At 45.4% G+C, this 12,800-nt stretch carries 9 protein-coding genes; 7 read left to right on the top strand and 2 right to left on the bottom strand.

Annotated elements, in window-relative coordinates; all coding sequences use genetic code 11:
- The first annotated feature begins 111 nt into the window (after positions 1–111).
- From DYADSP32_RS23050 to DYADSP32_RS23020, 7 genes are all read left to right on the top strand, one after another.
- Positions 112–3,141, top strand: a complete 3,030-nt coding sequence (locus tag DYADSP32_RS23050) for a SusC/RagA family TonB-linked outer membrane protein (RefSeq protein WP_149240558.1) — start codon at positions 112–114, stop codon at positions 3,139–3,141.
- Positions 3,142–3,154: 13 nt separating this feature from the next.
- Positions 3,155–4,648, top strand: a complete 1,494-nt coding sequence (locus tag DYADSP32_RS23045; protein ID WP_149240559.1) for a RagB/SusD family nutrient uptake outer membrane protein — start codon at positions 3,155–3,157, stop codon at positions 4,646–4,648.
- Between the two features lie 27 nt (positions 4,649–4,675).
- Positions 4,676–5,518, top strand: coding sequence for a LamG domain-containing protein (locus tag DYADSP32_RS23040; protein WP_149240560.1), 843 nt, complete (start codon positions 4,676–4,678; stop codon positions 5,516–5,518).
- Positions 5,518–7,191, top strand: a complete 1,674-nt coding sequence (locus DYADSP32_RS23035; RefSeq protein ID WP_149240561.1) for a glucoamylase family protein — start codon at positions 5,518–5,520, stop codon at positions 7,189–7,191. The genes DYADSP32_RS23040 and DYADSP32_RS23035 overlap by 1 nt, the downstream gene beginning before the upstream one ends.
- 81 nt (positions 7,192–7,272) lie before the next feature.
- Positions 7,273–8,634 (top strand): glucoamylase family protein, encoded by a 1,362-nt coding sequence (locus tag DYADSP32_RS23030; protein ID WP_149240562.1) that lies wholly within the window; start codon positions 7,273–7,275, stop codon positions 8,632–8,634.
- A 133-nt stretch (positions 8,635–8,767) separates the two neighbouring features.
- Complete coding sequence (locus DYADSP32_RS23025; protein ID WP_149240563.1) at positions 8,768–9,748, top strand: kelch repeat-containing protein; 981 nt, start codon at positions 8,768–8,770, stop codon at positions 9,746–9,748.
- 50 nt (positions 9,749–9,798) lie between these two features.
- The gene (locus tag DYADSP32_RS23020) at positions 9,799–11,430 is read left to right on the top strand and encodes a M1 family metallopeptidase (RefSeq protein ID WP_149240564.1); all 1,632 of its coding nucleotides are present in this window, start codon (positions 9,799–9,801) and stop codon (positions 11,428–11,430) included.
- Here DYADSP32_RS23020 and DYADSP32_RS23015 read toward each other — a convergent pair.
- Together DYADSP32_RS23015 and DYADSP32_RS23010 are read right to left on the bottom strand one after the other, a co-directional pair.
- Positions 11,425–12,090, bottom strand: a complete 666-nt coding sequence (locus tag DYADSP32_RS23015) for a thiamine diphosphokinase (RefSeq protein WP_149240565.1) — start codon at positions 12,088–12,090, stop codon at positions 11,425–11,427. The two genes, DYADSP32_RS23020 and DYADSP32_RS23015, sit on opposite strands and share 6 nt — an antisense overlap.
- A gap of 7 nt (positions 12,091–12,097) precedes the next feature.
- On the bottom strand, positions 12,098–12,775 hold the full coding sequence (locus tag DYADSP32_RS23010) for a hypothetical protein (protein WP_149240566.1): 678 nt from the start codon (positions 12,773–12,775) through the stop codon (positions 12,098–12,100).
- Positions 12,776–12,800 lie beyond the last annotated feature (25 nt).

Below are 12,800 nucleotides of genomic sequence, written 5' to 3'. Positions count from 1 at the left end.
ATTGATGTAGTTATGATGTAGTCCTTTTCTTGACGGTCTGCCACCGATGGAATTACATTTGTTTACAATTCAATTTATTCTTACAATAATTATATCACCAAATTATCACCAATGAAAACTGTTTTACGACTACTGTGCGTGCTGGTTTTCTTGTCAGGAAGTATCTCTTCCTTTGCTCAGGAAATAAGCGTAACAGGAAAAGTTACGGCATCCGATGGAACGAGCCTTCCCGGTGCCAGCGTATTGATAAAGGGTACGACTACCGGGGTACCTACAGACGGAGAAGGTAATTTCAATATTAAAGTGCCATCATCGGCCTCGGTACTTGTTTTTTCTATGATAGGAATGACCTCACAGGAAATAACGGTTGGATCTCAAGCCAAAATTGATGTGATCCTAAAAGATGATGCACGCACCCTGGAAGAATTTGTGGTGGTAGGCTACGGTACCCAGCGCAAACTGGATGTTACCGGTTCTGTTGTATCCATAAAAGGAGCCGAGATTTCCAAGCAGCCTTCGATGAATGCCGTGAGTGGTCTTCAGGGCAAAGTAGCAGGTGTACAGATCAACAATTCCGGTAAGCCAGGAGAGGCACCTCAAATTCGTATTCGCGGTGTAGGTACAGCGTACGGAAGTGCAAATCCGCTGTATGTTGTGGATGGCGTGTGGTTTGACGATATCAGCTTCTTAAACTCTGCTGATATTGAAAGCATGAACATTTTGAAAGATGCATCCAGCCAGTCAATCTATGGTGTGCGTGCAGCCAATGGAGTTGTATTGATCACCACGAAAAAGGGGAAATCGGGCAAAGCAATCATTGACTACAATGGTTTTGTTGGTTATCAAAAAGTTACCAACCAGATCAAGATGGCAAATGCCAGCGAATATGCGACGATGATCAATGAGCTAAGTATTATTAACGGCAAATCCGCTATTCTGGACCCTACCCAGTTTGGAGAAGGTACGGACTGGTATCACCAGATTCTTCGGAACGCGCTCGTAACCAACCATCAGATTTCCATAAGTGGCGGTGGGGAAAAGTCCAACTACAATTTTTCTTTGGGTTATCTTGACCAGAATGGTATTGTTGAGAACAACAACTTCAAACGCTATACTGCGCGTATGCAAAATGATTTGCAGGCGTTTAAATTCTTAAAAATCGGATATTCTGCCACCGGGTCATTCAGCAAATCGAAGGATGAGGCTGGGGGGATTTTCAGACAATTGTATGCTGCCGGGCCGGTGGTACCAGTTTATTACGCAGATGGAACCTATGGTGATCCCACCGATTATAATCTGGGAGATGGAAACAATTTCAACCCACAGGCAACCATTGACTTTTACAATCAAAATACCAAAAAGACCCTGTTGACTGCGAATATTTACGCAGAAGTGAATTTGCTCAAAGGATTGGTCTTCAAATCAAGCCTTGGTGGAAAATATGCTCAGGATGAAACACGTAGCTACAACCCTGCGTATGTGGCAACTTTCAGACAGCGCAATACAACCAGTAAACTTGAATTCTCCCGTCCGCAATCACGCTACTGGATTTTCGAAAACACCCTGACATACACAAAAGACATTGGCAAGCACAACTTCACAGCGCTGGTGGGTCAGTCTGCTCAACGGGATCAGTTTTACAAAGTAACCGCCAACGCATTAAATGTCCCTTACAGCAGTGAAGGAGATTTGTATCTGGCACTTGGCGATGTAAATGGACGCACCGTTGCAGATGAAGGGGATTTGGGTACTTATGCTTCTTATTTTGGAAGACTGAATTATTCATTCGCTGACAAATACTTACTGAATGCTTCTCTTCGAGCTGACGGTTCCTCCAAATTTTATCAAGGTGGAAATGCATGGGGGTATTTCCCGTCAATAGGTGCGGGCTGGGTAGTAAGCAATGAGCCCTTCATGGCGAACCAAAAAGTATTCGACAACCTTAAATTGAGAGGAAGCTGGGGTAAAATCGGGAATGCCTCGGTCCCTTCAAATCTATCCACGCTAACGGTGGCGACTGGTGGTAGCTTAGCTGCAATTTTCGGTGGACAAGCCTATACAGGAGCCAGTATCAACTCAATCATTCCCCCTACCACACTTTGGGAAAGAGGTGTTGGAACAGATATTGGCCTAGAGGCCGGTTTGCTTAACAACAGACTAACCCTGGAACTGGATTATTACATCAAAAGAACCGAGCAAGCGATATTCGACATTCCTGTCCTTAATTCAATTGGGACAGCATCAGGCAGAATTATTGGAAACCAGGCCACTTTTGAAAATAAAGGATTTGAATTTGCAGCAAACTGGAGAGATACCAAGGACAATGGGTTTTCTTATAGCATAGGCGTGAATGGCGGTATCAATAACAATAAAGTACTCGAAGTAAGCTCAGGAGCCAACCCTATCTACGATGGCGGTACAGGGCTTACCAGCGGTGCACTGGCCACCCGCACAAGAGTAGGCGACCCGATCGGTTCCTTCTACGGCTACATTGTGGACGGCATATTCCAGAATGCAGAAGAAATTAAAAGTTCTGCTCAGCCGAATGCAAAACCAGGTGATTTTAAATACAGAGATATTAGTGGAACCGCGGGTGTACCAGATGGCGCTATCAGCTCATTGGATCGACAAGTGATCGGCAATCCCAACCCTAAGTTTACTTACGGTATCAATACAAGCTTTGATTACAAAAACTTTGACCTTAGCCTTGACTTCCAGGGTGTTGCCAAAGTGGATGTGTACAATGCAAACCTTGGCTGGAGATATGGTAATGAAAACTTCACCAAAGATTACTTCGACAATCGCTGGCACGGAGAGGGTACTTCCAACACATATCCCTCCGCTAACATTGGTGGAGGCCAAAACTATCTTCCCAACACTTTCTTCGTTCAGAGCGGAAGTTATTTCAGGGTTCGTAATGCACAGCTAGGTTATACATTCCCTGCCGAATTCAACGAAAAATTGAAAATCAGGAAGCTACGGTTATACGCCAACGCGCAAAACCCATTGAATTTTTTCAAATACAAGGGGCTTTCACCTGAGGTAAGAGCGAACGAAAATAAACCTACCCAGGCAGGTATTGACGCCAATGTTTACCCATTGTCGGCTACTTACAACTTCGGGATAAACGTCACTTTCTAAGACCATTATTATTATGAAAAATATAACTTTCAAACAAAGTATTAATCGGGCAGGATTGTATCTTGGACTAGCCTCATTACTCGTAGTTCCAAGTGCATGTAATGAAAGCTTCCTTGATACCGACCCGCAGGGAAAAGAATCCGGATCTGTTTTCTGGCAAAATCAGGAAGATGCCACCAAGGCAGTGAATGCCATGTATGCGAATCTGAGAGGCTGGAATAACTTAGCCTTTGCCCCTATCGCCGTAGAAAGTGTGGGATCGGATGAAACCGAAAAAGGGAGTTCAGCGTCAGATGCCACTTTTTTCAACGAATACGATTCCTTCACAGTAGGGTCCGGTGACGGTCAGTTAGGCGGTTTTTGGGAAGGTCAATACCAAAATATCAATTATGCCAATCAGGTTTTAGGCAACATTCCTGCTATCAGCATGGACGAAACCCTTAAAGCCAGGTATATAGCCGAAGCAAAATTCATCCGGGCATACTCCTATTTCAGGTTGGTAAGAGCATTTGGTGCTGTTCCGTTGCGCCTGGCTTTACCCGTGGACGCATCTGAATACAATTTGCCAAGAACTCCTAAAACGGAAGTTTATGCCGCAATTGAAAAAGACCTTACAGATGCAGCTGCCGTTCTTCCGCAAACTTACGGCCCGGCAGATTTGGGACGTATTACCAAGGGTGCAGCACTAACACTTCATGCAAAAGTGTCTATGTATCAGCAAAAATGGCAGCAGGTTTTTGATCTGACCACACAGGTTATCGCCTCGGGTCAATATGCTTTATTCAGCAACTTTGAGCAGTTGTTCAGGATCAAAAATGAAAATTCAACAGAATCTATCTTTGAAATTCAGAATGAACTGATAACTTCTATTGAAGGGGCCAGTGGGTCACAATATTCTCAGGTTCAAGGAGTCCGTGGCTCCACAGGTGGAGGCTGGGGATTTAATGTTCCCACAGCGGCACTTGCCAGCGCATTTGAAACGGGAGACCCCAGAAGGGATGGGACCATTATTTTCCGTGGAGAAACTACACCCGATGGCGATGCCATTCCGGCAATTGGTGACAACCCCATGTACAACCAAAAATCCTATGTGCCTTTCAAATTATTCAATACCGCCTTCGGCGAAGGAGCACAGCAGAATGTAAGGGTTTTACGTTTCGCTGAAGTACTGCTCATGAATGCAGAGGCCGCAAACGAGATCGGCAACAGCACACAGGCACTTGCCTCACTTGAAAAGGTGCGAGCCAGAGCAAGAGGAGCAAGTACAACCATTCTTCCAAAAGTTACAACAACGGATAAAGTGGCGCTTCGCAATGCAATATGGCATGAGCGCCGTGTGGAGCTAGCCATGGAATACGACAGATACTTCGACGTGATCCGCCAGGGAAGGGGCACAGAAGTATTTGGACCAAAAGGCTGGAAAGCTGGTAAAAACGAAGTATGGCCAATCCCACAGAACGAGATCGATTTGAGCGCAGGGTTACTTACTCAAAATCCAGGTTATTAGTATCCATTTCTTATTTAGAATTTACCAATGAAAGTTATAAACTCAAAACTAATACTGGCAGCCAGTTTGTTTTTGACTGTAAGCCTGACTGCATGCTACGAGAAATTTGATCCTGAAAGCTACGCACCAAAGGTTTCCATCGGAGGCTTTACCGGATCAAGCGACATAGCGGCTACCAACCTCGTTGCCCATTTTCCTTTTGATGGAAATTACCAGGACATCATTTCCAAAACTGCCGGTGTCAACACGGGTACTTCTTTTGGAAACGGCCTTAAAGGCCAGGCCATGAAAGGAGCTGCAAATGGTTACGTATTATTTGACCCAACAGCCGCAATACTGGACCTGAAAAGTTTCACGATTACCTATTGGGTCAACAGCCAGTCAACTACCGCCTCAGGTGGAATTATTGGCATGGTTGGCTTATCTCAAAAAAGTGCCTTCTGGGGTAACATTGAAACATTTTTTGAGAACGGCGCGACAAACGAAAACGGAAAGTTCAGGGCGCACATTCAGAATGACACACTGGATACCTGGGTTTCAAAAGACGGAATCATCAACTTGTTTGACTCCTGGAATCACATTGCGTTATCTTATGATGCCACCTCTTCTACTTTTTCACTCTATGTGAACGGATCCAAATCCGCATCCAGCACCGTTGCAAAATTTGGAAACCTGAAATGGAAAAATCCGGGTAAAATGGTTTTCGGCACCGTGCAGTTTCAGACCAAGCCCAGCTTAACGTCTGCATCAGCTGGTGAGCCCTGGGCCAGTTATCTGACCGGCCTACTCGATGAAGTAAGGATTTATAATGTTGCTTTAAAAGATGCAGAAGTTGACGCCCTGGTTAAACTAGAGGCAAGAGGAAAATAATGTCTGTAAAAAACTTATTCATTTTCTGTTTAACTGTTTGGTTCGGGATTGCCTGTAAAAAGGAAAACAATCCCGAACCACCGGTTAAGGTTATTCCCCCAAGCTCATTTTCGTTTAATAGTTTAAGCGTTGACGGAGCCTTTGATGGTTATACTTATTTGGATGTAAGTCCAAAGCCCCGGTTGCGGTTCAACTTTTCGGCACCATTGAACACCGCTTCGTTTACTAATTCGGTCAGTATCATTTCTTTGTCAGGTGTCGTCATTCCCTATACTACCACCTTGGAAAACGGTGACAGTACCTTAACAATTACCCCAACAAATAACCTGCCGTACCTGAATTCCTACAAGGTTCAGGTTACCAGAGCCCTAAAATCTAAATCCGACGCCTCACTGTTGAGTGAAATAGTCGTCAACCTAAGAACCGCTCTCGACTCCACCGACAAATTTCCAATAATCTCAGACGAAGCCCTTTTAACATTAGTTCAAAAACAAACATTTAAGTACTTCTGGGACTTTGCGCACCCGGTGAGCGGGTTGGCGCGTGAAAGAAATACTTCGGGCGACATAGTCACATCCGGAGGAAGTGGTTTTGGAATCATGACCATTCCGGTCGCCATTGAAAGAAAGTTTATTACCAGAGCACAAGGGCTGGAACGAATGCAGAAAATCGTAGCCTTCCTGAATGAAAAGGCACAGAAATTTCACGGAGCCTTTCCGCACTGGCTTAATGGCTCTACCGGCGCCGTTGTTCCGTTCAGTACTAAGGACAATGGTGCAGACCTTGTCGAAACGTCATTCCTGATACAGGGTTTACTCGCTTCGAGGCAGTACTTCAACGGTGGGAGTGCCGAAGAAACCGCACTTCGTGCCGGCATCAATAAGATTTGGCATGGCGTAGAATGGGATTGGTTCAGGAAAGGCAAAGAAGATGTGCTTTACTGGCACTGGAGCCCGGACCGTAACTGGGATATGAATCTGCCGATCAGAGGATGGAACGAGTGCCTGATCACTTATGCCCTGGCTGCCAGCTCTCCTACACATCCCACACCCGCCTCGGTATACGACAATGGCTGGACCAGAAAGGGTGGCTTTGTGAACGGGAAGGAATATTATGGGATCAAGCTTCCATTGGGTGAGCCCTTGGGAGGCCCCTTGTTCTTTTCGCACTATTCGTTTTTAGGAATCAATCCCACTGAACTTAGCGACGGCTTCACCAATTATCTGGCCCAGAACAGAAATCATGCGCTCATCAATTACAACTACTGTAAGGCCAACCCTGCTTCTCACGCCGGATACAGTGATTCGTGCTGGGGGCTTACAGCCAGTGATATACCCAGTGGCTACACCGCCAGTTCACCCACCAACGACAGAGGTGTTATTGCCCCTACGGCTGCATTATCTTCATTCCCTTACACGCCCACAGAATCCATGCGGGCGCTGAAATTCTTCTATTATAAACTGGGTGATAAGATATGGGGGGAATATGGTTTTCGGGACGCCTTTTCGCTCGAATCACTGTGGTTTGCAGAATCGTACCTGGCCATTGACCAGGGCCCTATCGTGATCATGATTGAGAATCACAGAACCGGCTTGCTCTGGAACCTTTTTATGAGTTGCCCTGAGGTAAAAACGGGAATGAAAAACATTGGCTTTCAAAGCCCTGGCTTGTAATAGCAAATTTTACTCAAAAAGTATGCGGTCGGTTGTTATCACAACCCACCGGCAATTATTCCTAATCCATAATAACCGGACATGAAAAATCCCTTTTACCTGATCCTATGCATGGGTCTGCTTTTGTCATCAACAGAGACCTTTGCCCAAAAGAAAAAAATCAACCTGGCTAAATCAACCGTTTTCGATCCTGCTAACAGACCCAAAAACCTGTCGGACACCGCTCTGCTCGAACTGGTTCAAAAGCAGACCTTCCGGTACTTCTGGGATTTTGGACACCCTGTTAGCGGATTATCACGGGAACGGAGCAACACCTCGTTTGACTATGGCGGAGAGGTGGTTACAACCGGAGGAACAGGTTTTGGTATCATGTCCATGATCGTGGCCGCCGAAAGAAAATGGTATCCCAGAGACTCCATCGCCAACCGCGTTGCCAAAATGCTGAAGTTTCTTGCCAAAGCGGATAACTACCACGGCGTGTTCCCGCACTGGCTGAATGGCGAAACAGGTAAAACCATTCCTTTCGGAAGAAAAGATGATGGCGGGGACCTGGTAGAAACCTCATTCCTGATGACAGGCTTGCTTTGTGCCAGACAATATTTCGACCAGGATACAGAAGCCGAAAGAACGATCAGGAGCAGAGTGAGCTGGATATGGAATGAGCTGGAATTCGACTGGTATACCAGAGGTAATCCCAACCAGCTCTACTGGCACTGGAGCCCGAATCAGGGATGGGCGATGAATTTTGAATTGCGGGGATACAATGAAACGCTAATCACATATATACTTGGTGCAGCGTCACCACGCTATCCGATCACTGCCCAGGTGTACAATAAATGCTGGGCAGAGAGCGATCATTTCAAAAACGGCAAAGAATTTTACGGAGTGAAGCTACCACTGGGTTTTGATTATGGCGGTCCGTTGTTTTTCACCCATTATTCATTCGTAGGCCTTGATCCACGAAACCTCAAAGACCGTTATGCCAACTACTGGGAACAAAACGTCAATCACACTTTGATTAATTACAAACACTGTGTGGCCAATCCGGGAAAATTCAAGGGATACAGCGATAAAAACTGGGGACTTACCGCCAGCGACACCTACAATGGTTACAATGCACACTCACCTACCAATGACTTTGGCACCATCACCCCCACAGCTGCGCTCTCATCCTTTCCCTATACCCCTGAATTGTCCATGAAGGCGCTAAGACACTTTTACGATGATATGGGAGACAAACTGTGGAGCGAATACGGTTTTATTGATGCTTTCAACGAATCGCAAAACTGGTACGCCAACTCGCACCTCGCCATAGATCAGGGACCGATTATAGTGATGATCGAAAATTACAGAACAGGGCTCCTGTGGAAACTATTTATGCAGGACACAGATGTTCAGAACGGTCTCAAAAAACTGGGTTTTGAAAGTCCGGCAATAAAATAAGCTTGGTCGCTCGACCCGTATTTCATACATTCAACAGAAAGGCCGGCACGTCACCGGCCTTTCCTTTTAGGAAATATAATTGTACCTTAATGGTGTTCAATTACATCTGCAACGATTGTAAAACGCTGTCATCATGAAAACACATCTTAAAATCTTGCTGCTACTCATTAGCGTTTATGGTAACAGTGTACGATCTTTCGCTCAGGCATGGCAGGCCATTGAGCCGGATAATCTGCCCGAAAAAAGACATGAGAATGCCATGGCAACGGCAAATGGTAAGCTCTATTTGCTTGGCGGAAGGGGCATGAGATCCGTGAATGAATACGATCCAAAAAAAGATACGTGGACAACCCTAAGCGCCCCACCCATAGAAATGAGCCACTTTCAGGCTGTTTCCTATAAAGATGAAATTTACGTTTTGGGAGCTTTAACGGGCGCCTTTCCACACGAAAAGCCCATTCCGGATATTTACATATTCAATCCCATCAGGAATGAATGGCGAAAAGGGGGTGAAATACCCGAGAACCGTCGACGGGGTTCAGCCGGAACATTCGTCCTGAACAACAAAATATATCTGGTATGCGGAATCCAGGATGGACATTGGGATGGAAACGTGGCCTGGTTTGACGAATATGATCCTGCCACAGGAAAATGGATAGTACTGGCAGATGCGCCACGCCCGAGAGACCACGTTCAGGTGGCTGTAGCCAACAACAAATTACTTGTAGCTGGCGGACGGCTGTCCTCTGCGAAGACCAATCAAGTGATAAACACGACTATTAAGGAGGTCGATCTGTATGATTTCACTTCGCGAAAGTGGATTACCCTTTCTCCCGAAAGTAACATCCCCACCATGCGTGCAGGGAATACGGCCATTGCTTATGGTAATAAGATTCTGTTGATTGGTGGCGAGAGTGGTACTCAGGAAGCCGCCCACAGCGAGGTGGAAGCCTTTAATATCCAGACCCTGAAATGGGAAAAGCTTCCCTCTCTGCATCAGGGCAGGCACGGAACCCAGGCCGTTTTACTCAATAAGAAAGTGTACATAGCGGCAGGATCAGCGAACAGAGGGGGTGGACCTGAGCTCAATGACATGGAAGTCCTTGTTAAATAATGCTTTGCTCAAATTCCACTAATACCGGTTAAACTGAAATGATTTCATCAATGCTGAGAAAAATACTGGCCTTCGGCCTTCTGTTTACACCATTATTTACATTTGCCCAAAAGTCGGTTTTCACCCATTCCGATACGCTCCGCGGTGCTATAACCCCTGAGCGAGCTTGGTGGGATTTAACGTTTTACCATCTGCAGGTAAAACCCGATGCTGCGGACAGTACCATTTCCGGGAGTACACGAATCCATTACAAAGTACTGGAACCTTCCCAAATCATTCAGGTAGACCTGCAAGAGCCATTGCAGATAGAAAAAGTAGTTCAGGATGGACAGTCGCTCGAATATAAAAGAGATGGAAATGCTTTCTTTATATCGCTAAAAAAACTACAAACAACAGGACGTCAGGAATCCATAGAAGTTTTCTATTCCGGTCGCCCGCGCCTGGCCAAGCGACCTCCCTGGGACGGTGGCATACAATGGGTACCGGATGCCGTAGACAACACCATTATTTCCACTTCCTGCCAGGGCTTGGGTGCCAGTGTGTGGTGGCCATGCAAAGACCACATGTACGACGAGCCCGACAGCATGATGATCAGCGTGACAGTCCCGGCTAACATGAAGGACGTTTCCAATGGTGTTTTACGAAGTGTAACGGACAATCCGGACCGTACAAAAACCTATAACTGGTTTGTTTCCAACCCAATCAACAACTATGGGGTCAACATGAACGTGGCCAACTACCAAAGCTGGAACGAAGTGTACCAGGGCGAAAAAGGGGATCTTAATGTGAGCTATTATGTGCAGCCGGAAAATCTTGAAAAAGCACGGATACAATTCAAACAGGTTCCGATGATGCTAAAGGCATTTGAACATTGGTTTGGACCTTATCCATTTTATGAAGATGGCTATAAACTGGTAGAAGTTCCTTATCTGGGAATGGAGCACCAAAGTTCAGTAACCTATGGTAATGGATACAAAAATGGATACCTGGGGCGTGACTTGTCGGGCACCGGCTGGGGCCTGAAATGGGATTTTATAATTATTCACGAAAGTGGACACGAATGGTTTGCCAATAATATTACCTACAAAGATGTGGCAGATATGTGGGTGCATGAAAGCTTCACCAACTATTCGGAAAATCTGTACACAGAATACTACTTTGGTAAAGAAGCCGGCTCCGACTACGTGATAGGTACCCGAAAATTGATAGCCAATGACATCCCCATTATAGGCATTTACGGCGTGAATCAGGAAGGATCGAGGGACATGTATTACAAAGGTGGAAACATGCTGCATAACATTCGCCAGATTGTAAATGATGATAAAAAATGGAGACAGATCCTGCGTGGATTGAATGAGACATTCTATCATCAAACGGTCAGTGGCTCTCAGATTGAAGACTATATATCAAAAAAATCAGGCAGAGACCTATCGAAGATTTTTGATCAATATTTACGCGATACCCGTATCCCTGTACTGGAATACATTTTTGATGGAAAAGGCTTAAAGTACCGATGGGCTAATGTGGTACCAGGTTTTGACATGCCCGTAAAGGTTAAAATCGGAACGCTGCCTGAGCAATTTATTTATCCGAAAACCGACTGGCAGACTATGAACGCAAAAGGTCGCAAGACTTTGATTGTTGACCGTAATTTTTATGTAGAATCAAATCCGGGTTCATAGATCCCAGCATTCCATAATTAACAAATCTCCTTCAGCTGAGGATATCCGCACCAGGCCATCGGTTGCCACCTCATTGCTGTTTCCAGTTCGGTAACCTATCGTGAGGGTTTCGTTGTAAAGATTGTACTTTAACCCACTGGTAACGATACCGTTTACCGCCCCGACGGGAATGAGCGAAATGGGCGTACCGGCTACATACCATTTTTCAAAAACACCACTTAGCGGGAAAATTTTAGAATAATCGTCAAACATTACCAAACGAATACGCTCTTTATAGCGTACCATATTGGTGATGTTGGTAATGGCATGGTCGGCCCGGCGTCCGGTGGCCCACACGATATTGGCAGCCGGGAATCCGCGGTCTATCAAAAAATCAATCGCTTTTTCCAGGTCGGTCTTCTCCTGATCCGGCGTGGCAATAATTTCCAGTGGCTCCTGTCTCGCCCGAATTTCTTCAAAATCGTGATCCTGATCAAAATCTCCCATCCAGACATCGATCTTGATCCCCAGATCAAGAACCCGATAGATGGCATGGTCGAGCACAACCACAAAGGGACTCCACTCAAGCAACTGACCTAAAAGCTCTTCGCTACATGCTTCGCCATTGGCTATGATCAGTGCAGGTTCCTGCTTCTCTCTAACAATGTGGTGTGAAGACATTGAAACCTTATTTACTTCTGATAAGTGTAATAATATCGTCGAACTTCTGATCCAATTTCTTATCCATTCGATCAAACTTCTCGTCTACCTCGGTTCTGAAAGTTGTAAAATTAGCATTCAGAGAGGCGAATTCGGTTTTAAGAACGGACACATCCGTTTTAAGATCAGACACATCTGTTTTAAGAACCGACACATCTGTTTTAAGAGCAGACACATCCGTTTTAAGAACCGACACATCCGTTTTAAGAGCAGACACATCCGTTTTAAGAGCAGACACATCCGTTTTAAGATCAGACACATCTGTTTTAAGAACCGACACATCCGTTTTAAGAACTGACACATCTGTTTTCAGAACCGACACATCCGTTTTAAGAGCCGACACATCCGTTTTAAGAACTGAGACATCCGTTTTAAGAACCGAAACATCCGTTTTAAGAACTGACACATCCGTTTTAAGAGCTGAGACATCCGTTTTAAGAGCCGACACATCCGTTTTAAGAACCGACACATCGTTCTTAACCCCGATCAACTCCTTCTGCATTTTGTTTTGCTGCTCACGAACATCAGCAAAACCTTTACGCATATCAATTGTGATAGTCCCTAGCCCCTTTGCAATGATCTCGATTTGCCTCCCCTGATCCACTGATAAATTTTCTAGCTGCTCCACGCGTTCTTCTAAGTACATATTTTAACACTTTATGTTGATGAAT

This window comes from Dyadobacter sp. 32, from assembly GCF_902506755.1.
Lineage (GTDB): Bacteria > Bacteroidota > Bacteroidia > Cytophagales > Spirosomataceae > Dyadobacter.
The sequence above is the reverse complement of the archived record's forward strand: the minus strand, read 5'-3'. Positions and strand labels throughout refer to the sequence as shown.